This window comes from Candidatus Endoriftia persephonae (assembly GCF_023733635.1).
Classification (GTDB): Bacteria; Pseudomonadota; Gammaproteobacteria; order Chromatiales; family Chromatiaceae; genus Endoriftia; species Endoriftia persephonae.
In genome coordinates this window covers 2548471-2566311 of record NZ_CP090569.1, presented here as the reverse complement: position 1 = coordinate 2566311, position 17841 = coordinate 2548471, and the positions used below count along the sequence as shown (strand labels likewise).

At 57.8% G+C, this 17841-nt stretch carries 17 protein-coding genes; 14 read left to right on the top strand and 3 right to left on the bottom strand.

Annotation, left to right across the window (positions count from 1 at the left end):
* Nucleotides 1-184 precede the first annotated feature (184 nt).
* From L0Y14_RS11565 to L0Y14_RS11520, 10 genes are all read left to right on the top strand, one after another.
* Nucleotides 185-922 (top strand): lamin tail domain-containing protein, encoded by a 738-nt coding sequence (locus L0Y14_RS11565; RefSeq protein WP_005960988.1) that lies wholly within the window; start codon nt 185-187, stop codon nt 920-922.
* On the top strand, nt 900-2192 hold the full coding sequence (locus tag L0Y14_RS11560) for an SPL family radical SAM protein (protein ID WP_006473984.1): 1293 nt from the start codon (nt 900-902) through the stop codon (nt 2190-2192). Before L0Y14_RS11565 ends, L0Y14_RS11560 begins: the two co-directional genes overlap by 23 nt.
* A gap of 1 nt (nt 2193) precedes the next feature.
* Nucleotides 2194-3639 carry a sodium/proline symporter PutP gene (gene putP, locus L0Y14_RS11555; RefSeq protein ID WP_006473983.1) on the top strand — a complete coding sequence of 482 codons (1446 nt, stop codon included), beginning with the start codon at nt 2194-2196 and terminating at the stop codon, nt 3637-3639.
* A 120-nt stretch (nt 3640-3759) separates the two neighbouring features.
* Nucleotides 3760-5466 carry an HDOD domain-containing protein gene (locus L0Y14_RS11550; RefSeq protein ID WP_005960992.1) on the top strand — a complete coding sequence of 569 codons (1707 nt, stop codon included), beginning with the start codon at nt 3760-3762 and terminating at the stop codon, nt 5464-5466.
* Nucleotides 5450-5872 (top strand): ATP-binding protein, encoded by a 423-nt coding sequence (locus tag L0Y14_RS11545; protein WP_251859193.1) that lies wholly within the window; start codon nt 5450-5452, stop codon nt 5870-5872. Before L0Y14_RS11550 ends, L0Y14_RS11545 begins: the two co-directional genes overlap by 17 nt.
* An 11-nt stretch (nt 5873-5883) precedes the next feature.
* Entirely contained in the window at nt 5884-6213 is a 330-nt protein-coding gene (locus L0Y14_RS11540; RefSeq protein ID WP_006473980.1) for an STAS domain-containing protein, read from the top strand.
* Between the two features lie 76 nt (nt 6214-6289).
* Entirely contained in the window at nt 6290-7096 is an 807-nt protein-coding gene (locus tag L0Y14_RS11535) for an ABC transporter ATP-binding protein (protein ID WP_006473979.1), read from the top strand.
* A gap of 14 nt (nt 7097-7110) precedes the next feature.
* Nucleotides 7111-7899, top strand: a complete 789-nt coding sequence (locus L0Y14_RS11530) for an MlaE family lipid ABC transporter permease subunit (protein WP_005960996.1) — start codon at nt 7111-7113, stop codon at nt 7897-7899.
* 39 nt (nt 7900-7938) lie between these two features.
* Nucleotides 7939-8400: an outer membrane lipid asymmetry maintenance protein MlaD gene (gene mlaD / locus L0Y14_RS11525; protein WP_006473978.1), complete on the top strand. Its 462-nt coding sequence runs from the start codon at nt 7939-7941 to the stop codon at nt 8398-8400.
* A 42-nt stretch (nt 8401-8442) separates the two neighbouring features.
* Nucleotides 8443-9030, top strand: a complete 588-nt coding sequence (locus tag L0Y14_RS11520) for an MlaC/ttg2D family ABC transporter substrate-binding protein (RefSeq protein WP_006473977.1) — start codon at nt 8443-8445, stop codon at nt 9028-9030.
* Nucleotides 9031-9076: 46 nt separating this feature from the next.
* On the opposite strand, the gene L0Y14_RS11515 is transcribed toward L0Y14_RS11520, so the two are convergent.
* Together L0Y14_RS11515 and galE are read right to left on the bottom strand one after the other, a co-directional pair.
* Entirely contained in the window at nt 9077-9880 is an 804-nt protein-coding gene (locus L0Y14_RS11515; protein WP_005960999.1) for an undecaprenyl-diphosphate phosphatase, read from the bottom strand.
* A gap of 64 nt (nt 9881-9944) precedes the next feature.
* Entirely contained in the window at nt 9945-10949 is a 1005-nt protein-coding gene (galE, locus tag L0Y14_RS11510) for a UDP-glucose 4-epimerase GalE (RefSeq protein WP_005961000.1), read from the bottom strand.
* 298 nt (nt 10950-11247) lie between these two features.
* Here galE and L0Y14_RS11505 point away from each other — a divergent pair, with 298 nt between their 5' ends.
* Nucleotides 11248-11556: a c-type cytochrome gene (locus L0Y14_RS11505; protein WP_006473976.1), complete on the top strand. Its 309-nt coding sequence runs from the start codon at nt 11248-11250 to the stop codon at nt 11554-11556.
* A gap of 68 nt (nt 11557-11624) precedes the next feature.
* On the opposite strand, the gene ppk2 is transcribed toward L0Y14_RS11505, so the two are convergent.
* Complete coding sequence (gene ppk2, locus L0Y14_RS11500) at nt 11625-12437, bottom strand: polyphosphate kinase 2 (RefSeq protein WP_006473975.1); 813 nt, start codon at nt 12435-12437, stop codon at nt 11625-11627.
* A 324-nt stretch (nt 12438-12761) separates the two neighbouring features.
* Here ppk2 and L0Y14_RS11495 point away from each other — a divergent pair, with 324 nt between their 5' ends.
* From L0Y14_RS11495 to folD, 3 genes are all read left to right on the top strand, one after another.
* Nucleotides 12762-16232: a PPi-type phosphoenolpyruvate carboxykinase family protein gene (locus tag L0Y14_RS11495; RefSeq protein ID WP_006473974.1), complete on the top strand. Its 3471-nt coding sequence runs from the start codon at nt 12762-12764 to the stop codon at nt 16230-16232.
* Nucleotides 16233-16488: 256 nt separating this feature from the next.
* Nucleotides 16489-16797, top strand: a complete 309-nt coding sequence (locus L0Y14_RS11490; RefSeq protein ID WP_081417773.1) for a sulfur globule family protein — start codon at nt 16489-16491, stop codon at nt 16795-16797.
* A 161-nt stretch (nt 16798-16958) separates the two neighbouring features.
* Nucleotides 16959-17816: a bifunctional methylenetetrahydrofolate dehydrogenase/methenyltetrahydrofolate cyclohydrolase FolD gene (gene folD / locus L0Y14_RS11485; protein WP_006473972.1), complete on the top strand. Its 858-nt coding sequence runs from the start codon at nt 16959-16961 to the stop codon at nt 17814-17816.
* Nucleotides 17817-17841: the final 25 nt, after the last annotated feature.

The window sequence follows — 17841 nt, the reverse complement described above, 5'->3', positions numbered from 1 at the left end:
TTTGGCCTCACAATTCTGCCCGCCTAGATTCATGCAGAGGCTCCTTATGCGTCAGCGGTTTCCTACAGAGAGGCGGGCGTCGCTCTGATGGATTCTCGTTCTTATTGCAGCTAGTTTCATAAGCAAAGGACAAAGGTATCAGCCCAGCGAGCGGGCCTTGTAACCATGCATAAGGAAATGCGCCATGAAATTCAAACGACTCCCAGCCCTGGTTGGGCTCTCCTTCGCCCTGTTCGGCTTTAAGGGCCAGGCCTCTCTGCTGATCAATGAGGTCGACTATGATCAGCCGGGCAGCGACACTGCCGAGTTCATCGAACTTTTCAACGCGGGTAACACTTCCCTCGATCTCTTCGGATACTCCCTGTCGTTGATTAATGGCAACAGTGGTGCCATCTACCGCAGCTTCGATCTGCCCGATCTGCAGCTGCAAGCAGGGGCCTACTTTGTGCTCTGTGGCGACAGTGCCAATGTGATCAATTGCGACCTGAATGTATCGCCGGCGAGCAATCTGATTCAGAACGGTGCCCCGGATGCTCTGGCACTATTTTTCGGCGCCAGCCAGATCGACAGCCTGAGCTATGAAGGCAGTGTGGCGGGTTTTACCGAGGGCTCCGGGGCAGGCCTGGTTGATTCCGCAACAGTTGCCTATCTGGGGCTCTCTCGTTGGCCCAACGGTGCTGATAGCGACTCCAACAACGCCGATTTTGCCCAGGCCTGTATCACGCCGGGCATGGCGAATACCGATCGTACCAGTGGTTGTACCGATCCGGTGGTTGTACCGCCGATCGGTGTGCCTGAACCGGCTGCTTGGCTGCTGTTGGGGGCTGGCCTTGTGCTGCTGCGAGGTCCGCGGGGCAGGTGCTTGCATGAGGCTGACGGCTTGCGTACAACTGTCGGCCATGAGCCGAAACGACGATTATGAAAACCGCCTGAATGGGCAGTTGGAGCTGGCTGGGATTGCGCGACTCTCCCCAGAGCAACGCAGATTTATAGAGGAGCAGGCACGGATCTACCGCTTCAGCTTCCAGGAACTACGGCAACTGGGGGAGATCTGTACCGATCTGCAGATGTGGGGTGAGCCGCCGATCGAGCAGCTCTGGTCCGGGCTCGAACCCCCTTCAGGCGCAGGTAAAGCAGCACGCCAGCAGATCCTGCAGCAGTTGCAGCTGCATCGTCAGCGATTGCGGGAGATGCCGAACCACTATCCCGAGAGTTCACCGCGTTCCCCCGATGCTACAGACCGCATCCGCCGTGTGACCGAAGAGAGGCCCCAGCTGGGGTTGGGCTGGTGTCCGGTGGCTTCGTCGCGCACCCGCTGCTGCAATCTGTTGACCCTGGATGCGGTGCAAAATTGCGGCTTCGATTGCAGCTACTGCAGCATCCAATCCTTCTATCATGGTGATGAGGTACGCTTTGATGCCAGCTTTGCACAGAAGCTGGAGCGGTTGGAGATCGATCCGCAGAAAATTTATCACATCGGCACAGGACAATCCTCAGACTCACTGATGTGGGGCAATCAGGCCGGTATCCTGGATGCGCTGATGGCGTTTGCTCGCCGCCACCCGAATGTGATCCTGGAGTTGAAAACCAAGTCGAAAAATATCGCCTACCTGCTGAAAAACGATATCCCGCCCAATGTTCTCTGCACCTGGTCCCTCAATCCGCAGACCCTGATCGACAATGAAGAGCACCTGACCGCCTCCCTGGAGGAGCGCTTGGTGGCGGCACGGCAGCTGGCGGATCGGGGCATCCTGGTTGGTTTTCACTTCCACCCGATGATCCACTACGATCGCTGGCGGGAGGAGTACGGGGCGATCTTCAGTCGCTTGGTTGAGGTATTTGAACCCGCTGAGGTGGCGCTGGTGAGTCTTGGCACCCTCACCTATATCAAGTCGGTGCTGAAGAAGCTGCGCGGCCGTGAGGGATTGCGCAGCCAGATCCTGAAGATGCCGATGGTGGAGGCGGCGGGCAAACTCTCCTATCCGGATGCGATCAAGATCGAGATGTTCAGCCATGCCTATACGGGGCTCACGCCCTGGCACGATCAGGTCTTTTTCTATCTCTGCATGGAGAGCCCGACGCTCTGGCAACCGGTGTTCGGTTTCGAGTATGCAGACAACGGTGCGTTGGAGCAGGCGATGAAACAGAGTTATCTGGCAAAGATCGAGCAACGCCGCAGAGGGATCGGTTGAGATGGGAGAGACGGCGGAGCTGGCTATCGGCGCCACCTTTCTTGTCTATCTGCTGTTGATGCTGGCGATCGGTTTTTGGGCCTGGCGGCGGACCAGCAATCTTTCCGATTTTGTGCTTGGCGGTCGTAGCCTGGGCAGCTGGGTGACGGCGCTCTCTGCCAGCGCCTCCGACATGAGCGGTTGGCTGCTGCTGGGGCTGCCGGGTTATGCCTACCTCTCTGGACTGGAGTCGCTTTGGCTGGCGGCGGGGCTTGCCGTCGGCACCTGGCTTAACTGGCGGCTGGTGGCGGGGCGCTTGAGAATCGCCTCGGAGCAGGCGGGCAATGCCCTGACTCTGCCGGAGTATCTCTCCAACCGCTTCAATGATGAGTCGGGTCTGATCCGCATCATCTCGGCTTTTTTTATCCTGCTGTTCTTTCTCTTTTACACCAGCTCTGGATTGGTGGCCGGCGGCAAGCTATTTGAGTCGGTGTTTGGGCTGCCCTATGTCTGGGCGGTGGCGGCTGGCGCCCTGACGGTGATCCTCTACACCACCTTTGGTGGTTTTATCGCCGTCTCCTGGACCGATCTGCTGCAGGGGTTGCTGATGCTTGCAGCGCTGCTGGCAGTACCGCTGATCGCCTTGGGAGAGCTGGGTGGCGTGGCTGAGGCCCTGAGTCGGCTCGAACAGCGCAATCCCCATCTACTCGATCCGTTTAGCGACAACAGCGGCGTGCCCCTGGGCTGGATCACGATCGTCTCGCTGGCCGCCTGGGGGCTGGGCTACTTTGGCCAACCGCACATCCTGGCCCGCTTCAAGGCGATCAGATCGGTGCGGCAGCTGCCCCTGGCGCGGCGGATTGCGATGAGCTGGGTGGTGTTGTCACTCATCGCCGCCTCTCTGGTGGGCTTGGTGGGAGTGCCGAGCTTTGATCAGCCGCTGGCGGATGCGGAGCGGGTCTTTATCGAACTGGTCGGGCTGCTGTTCCATCCGCTGATTGCCGGCATCTGTCTGGCGGCAATCCTGGCGGCGATTATGAGTACCGCCGATTCACAGCTGCTGGTGGCCTCCAGCGCCTTTACCGAGGATCTCTACCGGGTGCTGTGGCGGCGTCAGGCGAGTGAAAGGGAACTGGTGCTGGTGGGGCGGCTTGCGGTGGTGGGGATTGCTGCTGCGGCGTTTCTGTTGGCGCTAGACCCCGACAGCCAGGTGCTCGATCTGGTTGCCTATGCCTGGGCCGGCTTTGGTGCCGCCTTTGGGCCGGTGGTGGTGTTCTCGCTCTACTGGAGCCGCATGAGCCGCAATGGGGTGTTGGCTGGCATCATCGCAGGTGGTGTCACAGTGGTGCTCTGGAAACAGCTGCAGGGCGGTATCTTCGATCTCTACGAGATCGTGCCTGGTATCCTGGTCGCGACCCTGGCGATCCTGTTGGTGAGTCGGCTGGAGCGACCTGCCGGGGTGGAGTGAACCCGCACCGGGCAGAGCAGCGTCCCTTGTTCTGGCCTTGGCTATACTCTGGGAGGTGCGTCTGGGCGAACCCTGCCTTGCCGCCTTCTGTCGTCTGATCACCAAGCAAGGAAAAGGCCGTTGGATTTTGTTTCCCTGGAGTCCCTGAAGCCTACTGAGTTGCCGTCCCCTCCCCAAGGAACCCTCAATGTGGTCCACGCCTGTACCCGGGAGAAATGGGATGCGCAACAGCTGAGCAGCATGGTGGCGCAGGATCCTGTGCTGTCGGTGGAGATCCTGCGGATTGCAAACTCCGCCTATTTTGGCTTCGCTAGCGAGATCACCTCGGTAGCTCGCGCGATCACCGTCATCGGCCAGAATGCCCTGCGTAATATTGCACTCTGTATTGCGATGCGGGATGCACTCAAACCAGATCAGTTGCCCGCCTTCCCAGTGACCGAGTTCTGGGAGGCGGCTCTGCGCCGTGCTGTCTGTGGCAGGTCACTGGCGGTGCTGGCCGGTCTGGATGGGGATACCTGTTTTACCGCCGGGTTGCTGCAAGATTTTGGCCTGCTGGTGTTGTTCTATCTGAAGCTCAACCGCATCAGCGAGTGGCCCAATCTGGCGCGGCTGCCACCTGACAGGCGCCGGGATCTTGAGTTGCAGTTGTTTGGTATGAGTCACGATAAGGTGGGGCTGCAGCTGGCCAGATCCTGGGGATTTCCGGAGGAGCTGGAGATTGCCATTGGTTTTCATCATGAGACGCCTCCCCAGCAGGTTTCTGTATCGTCGGCTCGGCTCGCGGCGCTGTCCCGCTGTGTTGACTGGATGGCGTCGGTGTTTACTGCGGATGACAAACGTCATGCGATCCAGACCTGCCGTGGACTGCTTGCCGATCAGTTCGAGCTCTCTGCGGAACAAGCGGATCGACTGCTGGAGGAGGTCGCTAGCGCCATTACTGAGGCGGCCGGTGCCTACGGTTTCGAGATCAGTGAGCAACCCGAGTTCGACTCACTGATGCGCAACGCCAATCTGCGCCTGGTGGAGGAGAACCTGAGTGTGCAGGAGATGAACTGGCACCTGCAGCAGATCATCGAGGAGCGGGATCGAGTCACTGCAGAGCTCAATCGGGAGTTGGAGCTGGCCCGGGAGGTGCAGCGCAGTCTGCTGCCAAGCGAATCAGACAATCCGCTGGGGCTGGCGGGGGTGAATGTTTCCGCCAAGGCAGTGTCGGGGGACTTCTACGATTTCTTCCAGCTGCACAATGGCCAGATCGCATTCTGCATCGCCGATGTTGCTGGCAAAGGGATGAATGCGGCACTACTGATGGCCAAGGCGAGCAGTCTGTTTCATTGTCTTGGTAAGAGCATCCATGACCCCTCCAAACTGCTGGCGATGCTCAACCATGAGATTGCTGAGCGATCCATCCAGGGTATGTTTGTCACCATGGTTGCGGGCCTCTACAATCCGCAATCCGGTAGGGTACGGCTCGCCAATGCCGGCCATCCTCCGGTCATTCAGATGAGCAGCACACAGCAGCAGGCCGAATATCCGGCGACTGCTCCGCCCCTGGGAGTGGTTACCGTGATTGATTTTCCCAGCATCGAGTTTCAGCTGGGAAATGACAGCCTCTACCTCTATACCGATGGCCTGATCGAGGCGCGGATCTCAGGGCAGCAGCGCCTGGAACAGCAGGGCCTGATTACCCTATTCAGCAGATATGCCCACAAATCGCCGCAGGAGCGTCTGCAGCGCATCGTTGCCGAGGTACGTCGCGGTCAGGCCAGCTCTGATGATGACATCACTCTCCTGCTGGTTGAACGTCAAGAAAGTGAAGAAAAACGCTGAACAATTGATCGATCTGCGGATCGCGGCTGAGCCATGCTGTTTGAAACTGGTGCGCAGTGTGATTCGTGATGTGGCGGAGCTTGCGGGACTGCCAGAGCAGGAGCGGGATAACGTCGTCCTGGCGGTCCATGAAGCATGCATGAACGTCATCCAGCACGCCTACCACAATGCCCCAAAGGAAGAGATCCGGCTATCTGTTCTGCGCTCTCAATCTGCATTGATTTTTTTACTTCAAGATGACGCTCCCTGTGTCGATACAGAGAGCATCCGGCCACGGGATCTGGATCAGATCCGACCCGGTGGGCTGGGGGTTCACTTCATCAGGCAGATCATGGATGAGGTGGAGTTCCTGGAGTGTGTGGTGACAGGAAACACTCTGAAAATGGTGAAGTATTTTCAATCCTGAAGGTGGTAGGCATGGCATATGCGGTTGAGGAGAGAGAGGGATTTTCGGTGCTCTACCTGACCGGCGAGGTTGACCTCAGTTGTTCTCCCAACGCACGCAAGGCGATCCTCGACTGTCTGCAGAACAAGCGAAACCTGCTGGTCGATCTTTCTGAAGTGACCTACATCGACAGTTCAGGTGTGGCAAGTCTGGTGGAGGGGTATCAGCTGTCGCGTACCCTGGAACTCGATTTTTCCCTGGTGAGGGTGAGTGATGCGGCGATGAATGTGTTGCGGCTTGCCAGGCTCGATCATGTCTTTCCTATCTATCCATCGCTTGAAGCGCACCTTGAAGGCAAATGAATGGTGCAGATGCGGCCAGTGATGATTTTTCTGGGTGGCCTGATGCGGCTACCACAGCTGTGTGGGAGGTTTGTCAATGACCATGCAGGCTGACAGTGATGGCAGGGTGGTGGAGGTTGAAGGGCTTGAGGTGCACTACGGTAATCACAAGGTGCTCGATGGCATCGACCTGCAGGTGAATGCCGGTGAGATTATGGTGATCATGGGGGGAAGTGGTTCCGGCAAGAGTACCCTGCTGCGCACCCTGCTGGGGCTGAAGGAGGCTAGCGCCGGTTCGGTGAAGTTGCTTGGCAAGCCGTTTGACGCCCGCCATCCGGAGAACCTGCGGCAGGTGCGCAGGCGCATTGGAGTGGCGTTTCAGGGCGGCGCCCTGCTCAGCTCTCTCACAGTGGGGGAGAATATCCGCTTGCCGCTACGCCATCATGCCAGACTGGATGAGAGCACCATGGCGGTGATGACCCGCATGAAGCTGGAGATGGTCAATCTGCCGGGGACGGAAAATCTGATGCCGGCACAACTCTCTGGCGGTATGGTGAAGCGCGCCGCTCTGGCGCGTGCCCTGATCATGGATCCCGCCCTAATGTTTTTTGATGAGCCCTCGGCAGGGCTCGATCCAGTCACTTCTGCGGAGCTGGATGAACTGATACTGCGCCTGCGCGATACCACCGGCACCACCATCGTAGTGGTGACTCATGAGCTGGAGAGCACCTTCTCTATTGCCGATCGGATCACCATGCTGGGTGGCGGGAAGGTGTTGATGAGTGGCAGTGTGGATGAGGTGCGAAACAGTAGTGATCCGCAGATCCAGAATCTGCTCAACCGCCGGCCGAACCTTGAACAACCGGACCCGGATGCTTATCTGCGCCGTCTGACCGGAAACTGAATCCAGATACCCCAATGATCAAATATCTGAACCATCTTGGCGAAGTTTCCCTAGACCTGCTTGATCAGGCCGGACGCATGGCGAAGATGCTGCTGAGTGCGCTGCTCAGTCTGTTTCGTGCCCCCTACCAACTCGAGCCTGTGATCCGTCAGCTCCACTTCATCGGCGCCCGATCGATGCTGGTGATAGTGATCTCCGGACTGTTTACCGGCATGGTGCTGGCGTTGCAGTTTCACAACACCCTGGAGCGGTTTGGCTCGGTGGATTTGTTGGGCTCCGCGGTCGCGCTGGCTCTGCTGCGTGAGTTGGGGCCGGTGATGGCGGCGCTGATGGTGGTGGGGCGGGCGGGCTCGGCGATGTGTGCCGAGATCGGCATCATGCGCACCAGCGAACAGATCGATGCGCTGGAGTGCATGGCGATCGATCCCCACAAGTTCATTATTGCCCCGAAGCTGGTCGCCGGTATCATCTCGCTGCCGTTGCTCACCAGCGTCTTCGATGTGATGGGGTTGATCGGCGGCTGGCTGGTGGGGGTGCAGATCTTCGGCCTCAATCAGGGGGCTTATTTCGACAGTATGTACAGCGGCGTGGAGTGGAATGATGTGGCCATGGGGCTCTACAAGTCCCTGCTGTTTGGTCTGGTGATCACCGTCATCGCCACTGCTAAGGGGTTTTTTATGCACCTGGAGCGGGGCGGGCGGTTTGGTGCCGAGGGGGTCAGCCAGGTCACGACTAGCGCGGTAGTGGTTTCCGCCATCGCCATCCTGTTTGGTGACTATCTGGTCGGCGCACTGATGCTTTAAGAGGGCATCGCATGAGAGATAAACACTGGAGTTGAATCCATGAACCGGATCAAAGTTGAAACCGTTGTAGGCCTGTTTGTGCTGGTGGGACTGGTCAGTTTTGCATTTCTGGCGGTCAAGCTTGGCGGGATCGGTGATGCTAGTGGTAGCCACTATACTCTGACCGCCCGCTTCCTCTCTGCTTCTGGATTGAGAAACGGGGCGGAGGTAGAGATGGCCGGTGTCGTGGTCGGCAAGGTAACCGACATCCACTTCAACCATGAGGATTTCGAGGCCGAGGTTGAGCTGAGTCTGCCCAACTCCATTCGTCTCCAGGATGATGCCATTGCCTCGATTGCCAGCAGCGGGCTTCTGGGTGGGAAGTTGATCAAGATTTCTGCCGGTGGCTCTGAAGATTATCTCGAACCTGGCGACATTATCACTGAGACCGAGTCCTCAGTGAGCCTGGAAGAGTTGCTGAGTAAATATATCTTCGAGGGCCAGCCTACGAATGATAAGTGAATGCCATTTGACACTCTGCTTGCGTTGATCGGGAGAACCACCATGTCGTTTAAAAAAATGCTGTTACCTTTGGGGCTGATCTGTTTTTTGTTTGGTAGCAGCCAGGCTGTCGCTGCACCCTCTCCCACAGAACAATTGCGTGAGGTTGTGGATGGTGTGATGGCGCTACTCAAGCAGCCGGAGGTGGATCAGGCACAGCGTCGCCAGCAGATGCGGGATCTGATCGCGCCTCATTTCGATTTTGAGGTGATGTCGCGCAGCATCCTGGCCAAAAATTGGAAGAAGGCGGATGCTGCCCAGCGTGATCGCTTTGTCGAGCTGTTCAAGCGCTTGATGGAGAACACCTACATTGCTGCCATGGAGAGCTACACCAACGAAACCATCCGTTACGGCAAGGAGAAGATCCGTAAGAACAAGGCGGTGGCGGAGACCTTTATCATACGCACGGGCGTGGAGATCCCGGTGGTCTACCGTCTGCGTCAGCGGGGCGACAAATGGCTGGCCTACGATGTGGTGATTGAAGGCGTGAGCATCGTCCGCAACTACCGTAGCAGCTTCGCCAGCCTGGTGAAAAAGCAGGGGATTGACGGGCTGTTGGCAAATCTAGAAAGCAAGGTGCAGGGAGGCTGAAGGGGGCGTCCACCATGCCCGATGACACCCCTATCTTTTTGCCCTGTCAGGGGAGGAAGAAGATCAGGATGGCAACGCCCAAGATCAGCCGATAGAGAACAAACGGCGTCATGCCGATACGCTCGATGAATCGCAGGAAGTAGTGGATGCAGAGATAGGCGGTGATGAATGAGAGCGCAGTGCCAAGCAATAAGGAGTTCCAGTCAGCGGAGGCATCACTGCTGATCAGTTCCAGAGTGACCAGCCCACCCGACATCAGGATGGTGGGGATGGCGAGCAGAAAAGAGAAGCGGGAGGCGGCCTCGCGGGTCAGTCCGAGCATCAGGCCAGCGCTCATGGTGGAGCCGGAGCGAGAGGTGCCGGGGATGATCGCCACCGCCTGGAACAGGCCGATAATCAGCGCATCTCGCCAGGTGATGGAGTATTCATCTCGGCTATGTTTGCCGATCTTGTCGAAGACCAGCAGTACGATACCGAAGCCGATGGTGGTGATGGCGATCACCAGCGGCGAGCGCAGTTCTCCTTCTATCAGCGACTTCATCAGCAGGCCGAACAGCCCCACCGGAATGGTGGCAACAATGATCATCCAGCCAAGGCGCGATTCCGGGGTGGTGGCGTAGCGATTGAACAGGGATTTGAAAAAATCGCGGCTAATGGAGATCACCTCATGGCGGAAGTAGCTAATCACGGCCAGCAGAGAACCCACATGCACTGCCACATCGAAGGCGAACCCCTGATCGGCATAGTCCAATACAAGAGGTGCGAGGATTAGGTGGGCGGAGCTGGAAATGGGAAGGAATTCGGTCAGGCCCTGCAGTGCGGCCAGGATAAAAATCTGTAGCAGATCCATAGTATTGAGATGTCTAGCTCGGTTTTTGGTGCTGTACCCCCCGTTTTATTACAGGGGCGAAACGCTAGGGTAGTGCCATCGGCTGGCATGGGGTGATGATCTTCTCCCACGCTAGGCTGGACGAGACGATTGCGTCGAGCGATTCGAATCTGGGCTTCCAGCCAAACAGTTGCCGGATTCGCTCAGCCCTGGCAATCATCGAGGGCAGATCCCCTGGACGACGCGGGGATTCAACCACATTCAGGGGGGTTTCGGAAAGTCGTTCGACGGTCTGCAGCACTTCACGAACCGAGTATCCCCTGCCATATCCGCAGTTCAGGGTGGTAGAACTGCCGCCTTTTCGCAGATAGTCGAGGGCTAGCAGATGAGCGTTGGCCAGGTCCTCCACATGTATATAGTCGCGCACGCCGGTACCATCGCAGGTCGGGTAGTCGGTCCCGAATATCTCGATTTGCATCCTTTTACCCATAGCCGCCTGACAGGCGACCTTGATTAGCTGGGTGGAGTGTTCTGCCGCGTGGCCAGTGCGCAGTTCCGGATCGCAACCGGCGACGTTGAAATAGCGCAGGATGACATGTTTGATGCCGTAGGCGGCAGAGGTATCCCGCACCATCTGTTCGGCCATCAGTTTCGATTGGCCATAGGGTGTGAACGGGTGTGTGGCAGAGTCCTCGTCGACAAGGTTTTCGGCCTGGTAACCGTAGACGGCGGCAGTGGAGGAGAAGATGAAGTTGCGTACTCCGCTCTCCACACAACTCTCCAGCAGGATGCGGGTATTGCTGGTGTTGTTGTGGTAGTAGTCGAGGGGGATTTCGTAGGACCGGGCCACATCCGTGAACGCGGCAAAATGGAATACTGTGTTGATCTGGTGTTTGCGCAGCAGCTCGATCAGCAGTTTTTTGTCGCCGATGTCGCCAACCACCAAGTCACCATAGAGCACGGCCGGGCGACAGCCAGTGGAGAGGTTATCTAGAGTGACCAGGCGTTCGCCTGCTTCCCCCAACTGCCGTAGTGTGTGACTGCCGATATAGCCAGCACCACCGGTCACAAGAATCCCTTTTTGGACCATCGCTCAAGCTTCTCCTGATTGTTGCCGTAAACCAATAATCATACTGATAGCGTAGTTTGTCGTCATTCGTAGCGCACTTTCTGCATGCCGGTTGGGTATAGAAAAACTGTACCTGGTTCGCAAAAAGCGGCACTTCACCGGTTGAAATTCCCAGACAACGGGAATCAGGATGCAGGTATACTTTTCGCGCTGTCCGGAGGCAGATTTAATCGACTATTTGTGACAGATCGGCATCGGGATGGCAATAAAAACAGAACGATCATTATCAGTCAGCGCAAATTCAATTTGGAGTAACACAATGACCAATCCAATCCGTTTTTCTCTGGTTGCCGTGATGGCCGGTGCTCTAGCCGGTTGTGGCGGTGCCAACGATTACAAACCAGTAGCAGGTAGTGCGCCTGAACAGATCTTCGCCGAGGCCTGCGCCTCGTGCCATGGTGAAAAGGGTAGTGGCAAGTTTGGCTTCCTGCTGAAGATTGCCGGTTCTGACCATGAAGTGGCTGAGATCGCCGGTAAGATCGCGGAAGGGGGTATGGTGATGCCGAGCTTCCCCGAGATTGGTGAGGCGGAGCGGGCTGCCCTGGCGACCTATATCAAAGCCCAGTGATCTGTAGCTGAAGAGGTGCCCGGCCGGTCCCCCGGTCGGGCGTTTTTTTGTGCCCGGAGTCTGTGTGCTCAGGGGTAGGTCTCCGGGACGAAGGTCTGGTCCGACATCGGTGGGCGCACATAGCCTCTGCTGTCGTGACGTTGCGGCAGTTCGATCGGTTCTGGGGTCAGGTCTTCGTAAGGGATGATGCTCAACAGGTGGCTGATGCAGTTGAGGCGGGCGTGCTTTTTGATGTCTGAATGGACCACATACCAAGGGGCCTGCTTGATATCGGTATGGGCAAACATCTCATCCTTGGCCCTTGAATACTCGACCCAGCGGGTACGAGACTCCAGATCCATTGGGCTCAGTTTCCAGCGTTTGTGCGGTTCTTCCAGCCGGCTCTGGAAACGCCGTTCCTGCTCCTCGTCCGATACCGAAAACCAGTATTTGATCAGGATGATGCCGGAGCGCACCAGCATGCGCTCGAATTCCGGGCAGGAGCGTAGAAATTCGCTGTATTCCCCTTCGGTACAGAACCCCATGACTCGCTCGACCCCGGCGCGGTTGTACCAGCTGCGGTCGAACAGCACCATCTCACCGGCGGCGGGCAGATGTGGCACGTAGCGCTGGAAATACCACTGGGTCTTCTCCCGCTCTGTGGGGGCGGGTAGGGCGACCACGCGGCAGATGCGGGGATTGAGGTGCTGGTTGATCCGCTTAATTACACCGCCCTTACCAGCCGCATCTCGCCCCTCGAAGATCACCACCACCTTGAGCCCCTGATGCTTGATCCACTCCTGGAGTTTTACTAGCTCAAGCTGCAGGCGGAACAGCTCTTTTTCATAGCGCTTATTGTCGATCTTCTTGATCTTCCCTTTGTTTGTCTTCTTTTCCGTCACGCTTGGGCCCTCGCTGGGTTGGGAGCACAGCCAGCGCAGCGCTGGCTGTGATTGTGAGCACAACAAAAGCCATTCTAGTCAGGGTATCTGCTCTTTGCTATTGATCCAGGCCATCCAAAGGATATTTCCGACTAGCACTGCCTGGCGTTTCCTGGTGTTTGATTCAGCCCTGTAAGAGAATCGGTCTTTCTATATATTTCAATAAAAATCATCATGTTAAGTTGTGTTTGTTGGCTTGTGTTGGTGCGCTTCCCGCTTCGGTCAGCTTGAATGTTGGCTGTCCATCAGGCAGGATTCCCCGCGATTTGTATCATTGGAGCAGTTATGGACCTTGAAAGATCCCTCGGTCTGAAATCAGGCGCCGAAGACAGGGATGATGAACAACAGAAGCTTCAGCTCTACATCAATCTGAAGCTGGCCTCTTCCGGACAACCTACGGTATCCGGTGGCCTCAGCGATGAGTTCATGCACACAGCACAGGATCTGCTGAAGAGTTACCGGGAGAAGAATCGGCTACTGGCCGACTACCTCTGTCCGGTGGATCAGCGCGTCCAAAACTTCCTCAACCGCTATCTCGACGGAGTTGAACAGGAGCCGCTCCCCAGACTACCCAGCCAGACCTTTATTTTGGATCGCCACGGCATGGCGCGGGAGCTCTCGCTGCCGCTGGGCGAAGACAAATTCAGTTCCGATATCGTTACCAGTTACCGGGTTAAACAGGGTGTGCTACACAATCCGGCCAGCGACCGGCGCACTACCAAGGGATCCTTCCATATCGCTGAGGGTGGCCTACCGATCCCCGGCGACAAAAAGGCGGTGCCGCGCCTCAGCTTTGCACGGCTGCTGAAGATCGCGCTCAATCCGCCCCAAGATCTGCTGACTATTCCCTTTACCGCGACCCAGCCCGAGCCGGCGCAGATGTTCGTTTCGTTGCTGATGCGTCCAGTGGTCTGCCCTGAAATTCCAGGGCAAGATGGCGAAAAGAGCATGGAGATCCGCTTCTTTGCTCCCGGCAACCTGGTCAGTAACCTCGATTTTGTCGAGAGCATCTTTGGCAATGGTGGCAACCCGTTTCTGCCGGAGTTCGATGCTGGCCTTGACGTGGATCACTGGACTGGCACCACCGGCTGCGTGATTCTCGCGCCACATCTGACCCGCCTCACCAAACGGGAGCTGGGTCTGCCGCACCGGGATGAAGCTAGCGAGCGCCAGCGTCGAGAGGGCATGTGCTGGGAGTCGGAGGATGAACTCTATAACGATGGCCAGGCGTTCAAGATCACCGCACGGGACCGCAGCGGTGTGATCGTCACCATCCTCGCCGACAACTACTACGGTTACTGCAAAAAAGAGGTTAAGACCCAGATCGGCTACTCCGCCAACCTGTTCGGTCTGGCGGAGGAGGAGCACGCCGGCGGCGCGTTGGCCTTTCCGCGGCGCAACCACGGCCTCGAATATGGTGTTGACTCGCACACCCGCGAGCCGGGCTACAGCCTCACAGAGGTGATCGAAAGCTTTGGCGAGATCATGGAGGTGCAGCCTGAAGGTCACGCCATCGACAAACGTTTCCCCGAAGTGATCTATGTGCCCCAGGATCTGCGCATGGATCTGCAGGAGCAGAGCATCACCTGGGACTGTGACGGCAAGCCGCAGCGCATTCGACTCCAGCCGGGCAAGATCTATATCCAGCCCAACGGCTACAAAGTGGAGATGTCGAAGCATCCGGATGCCCCCTCCTGGCGTCTCATCGGCACCGACCCGGAAGGTACCTTCTGCCACAAACCGAGCACCGTCTCCGGTGGCGGCAAGTCGGAGATCTCCAAGTCCCTGGATGACGCGGTAATCTCCGGGCCGCTGTTCGTGGACGATCTGCAGGCGGACCTTGACCGGGTAGAGGTGATCTTTTCACGCGACTACTCACAGCGCTTCAAACCTGGCTTTGAACATGAAGATCGGAATCCCAGCCGCAAGCCGCTCAATCCCGAGCGCAGTCTGGGTTCGGTAATCAAGCTGCTGACCCCATCGCCCAGCTATACCGACGAATACAACGAGTGGTTGTCGTTGATTCCGCCGCGCATCCTCGCGCTGGTATTTATGATCAAGCGCTTCTACCTCAACTCATGGGGCAGTAACTGGCGCCGTAATATCACCGTGGATGAGATCGACGGTGCTGCGGGTCACGAGGTCAAGATGTTCGATCGCCAGATCATCGGCTCCTATTTGCGGGTCGGTTTTGACGAGGGCGACAAGTGGCGTCTGTTCAAGGTGCGCCAGGATTTCATCGCCGCCGACAAGGTGCAGATGGAGGACGACATCAGCGCCTCAGTGGTGGTCTCCGCGGCAGCGCTGGAGGGGTGTCCGGAGACGATCAACACCAAGCGCAGCGTCAAACTGGTGAAGAACTGCGAGTATCGCCTGTTCCAGCGGCCGGACGATGCGATCCACCCCGGCTTCGACAAGCAGACCGAGCTGGACATGACACAGCCGGATAACTTTCTTGCTAACTACGAGCCGCTTACTGGCGAATCGCTTGCCGCGGTGGTCGACAATGTGCTGACGCTGTGCAACTTCACCGACCCGATGCGCAAACTGCTGCAGTCGGCCAGTGATGACGGCGCGGGCTATGTAGTCTCCTCCGCCCATCCGCGTCTGGTGGATGGCAAGCCGAGTAAAAATCCGCGCTATCTGCAGACCCGACCTGATCTGTCGAATCCGCTACAGTCCTATGTGGCGGAGATCGGCGCCCGCTTTCATCGCAAACTACCGCTCGACAAGCCGCTCTGCCATCCGGTGGATGCGGTGCTTTGCGGGCGGCGCAACAATCCGCCGGAGCCGGGCATCCGCGCGCTGGCGGTCTACAATCCGATCCACTACCAGGAGCTGCCCGAACTCTTCATGGACTTCATCTGCAGCCTCACTGGCAAGTCGCCCTCCACCACCGGGGCAGGTAGCGAAGGGGCACTCACCAAGGGGCCGTTCAATGCGCTGCGCGCTACCGCAGACCTCAACAATGCGTTGGTCTCTTTCATCCTCACCGGCTATGCGGGCTTCTCCAGCTCGGCAGGCTACATCGGCCCCGATGTGCGGGTGGATCACGATATCAGCCTGCTGATCCCGGAGGTCTGGGCGAGGCTCTCCGAGGAGGAGCGGGATCCGCAGTTTCTGATCGAGAAGGGCTATCTCGAGCCGCTGGAGGATTTTGATTACGAAGGCGAGCGGGTGCTGGCAAGCCGTCTCGGTTACCGCATCACCGACCGCTTTGTGCATGGTTTCCTTGGCAAGATCTTTGACAATCCCAATGCGGTCTTCACCGAGGCAATCCTGAAGCCGGAGAGCCAGGGCATGGCGGTGTTTGTCGATGGTGTCAACAACATCGTCGAGGCGCAGCAACGGGTTGCCCGGCAGTATCTGGATGATGGCAGCATTGAAGAGGCCTGCCCGCCGTTGAAGGCGCTGCTCTACATCATGGCGACCGGTGAATACCAGGGGAAAAGCGCCCATGATCCGGCGATCCGCCAGATGTTCAGTCGCGACTACCTGTTGGCGTCCGACTGGTATCGGGGCCGTCTGAAGGAGAAGCAGGCCCGCGAGAGCGTATTGTGGCAACGTAATGTGAGCTACCTGGAGGAGTTCCTCGACAAGCCTGGCTATGCCGACGAAGCGGAACGGCTGGCTATCGAGCAGCGGCTCGAGGTCGCCCGAGAGCGATTGCTGGCAGTGCAGGAAGAGGATTACCTTAACAGTCTGGTGGGCACCTTGGGTGCCGATCCGCTGGCGCCGCCTGCTGAGGCTGTTTGATAACAACGGACGGGAGTTCAAAAGACACTGTCTGAACAGGCCGGGCCGCTAGCGGTTCCGGCCTGTTTTGTTTTGCCTTCCATCTACTCAGAGCTGGTGGCCATCGGAATAATCTCACTTTATTGGCGCAGGGAGACGCCGAAAAAGTTTATAAGAAATTACTAATATGATTGACCTGTAGCAATATTGGCACCGGCGTTTCGGCCTACATTGAAGGTGAAAGATAAAAGCCGCAAACCGTCGCAGGAGGTGCAGTATGAAAGCGACACGCAGACTCTTGACCGCTGCCGCAGTGGCCGCGTTGACCGCAGTGCCGGCAACCTCAGCTGAGGCATGGTGGGGTTGGGGCCCCGGTAGTTGGTGGGATGGTGATGGTTGGGGAGGCTTCAGCTTCTCCTTTGGTTTTCACGGAAGCGGATGGGGCCACGGCTATTATGATCCCTGGTACTACGGTTATTCGCCCTACTATTATGGCCATCCCTACTACGGTTATCCTTCCTATCCGTTCTATTCACCGCCGGCGCTGCCCGAAACGCCACAGAGCGATTCCCTGGCTTCCAAATAGCCGGGTCTGAGGGGGAGATCGCAATCGATCTCCCCAGCCATGCAAAGCAGCCATCTAGCGGCCTTTTCTCATCCCAATCTGTTTTTACTGACGCTGACAGCCTTCGACCATCACGCTATCATTGCCGCTCCCTTCAACCCTTAGTTGTGGATACAGAATCAATGAGTGCACAGATCCTCGACGGCAAGGTCATCTCGAGCGAGATCAAACAGGAGATCAAGAGCAAGGTTGAGACCCGTCTTGCTCAGGGATTGCGGCGCCCAGGCCTCGCGGTCGTACTGGTGGGGGAAAACCCCGCCTCCCAGGTCTACGTGCGCAGCAAACGCCGCTCCTGCGAAGAGGTGGGCTTCTACTCTGAACTACACGAGCTCGCTGGTGACACCAGCCAGGGAGAGCTGCTCAACCTGATCGACAGCCTCAACGCAAAAGAGGCCATCGATGGCATTCTGGTACAGCTGCCGCTGCCCGAGCAGATCGATGAAGAAGCGGTCATCGAACGCATCCTGCCGACCAAGGACGTGGATGGTTTCCATCCCTACAATGTCGGCCGCCTGAGTCTGCGCATGCCGATCCTGCGCCCCTGCACCCCAAAGGGGGTGATGACCATGTTGGCGCGCACCGGTGTCGATCTGGTGGGCAAGGACGCGGTGATTATCGGCCAGTCCAACATCGTCGGCCGGCCGATGGCGCTAGAGCTGCTGGCAGCACGCTGTACCATCACCGTCTGCCACAGCAAGACGAAAGACCTGGAAGGAAAGTGCCGCAACGCCGATATTGTGGTCGCCGGCGTTGGTCGCGCCAACTTTGTTCAGGGGGATTGGATCAAGCCGGGCGCCATCGTGATCGATGTCGGCATCAACCGGCTGGAGAGCGGCAAACTCTGCGGCGACGTGGACTTTGAGGCCTGTAAGGCTAAAGCTGCCTGGATCACGCCAGTTCCCGGCGGTGTCGGCCCGATGACCATCGCCACCCTGCTGGAGAATACCTTGCAGGCAGCGGAACTGCACAGCAACGTTTAATCCCCGCCAGCATAGGCCGGGCATT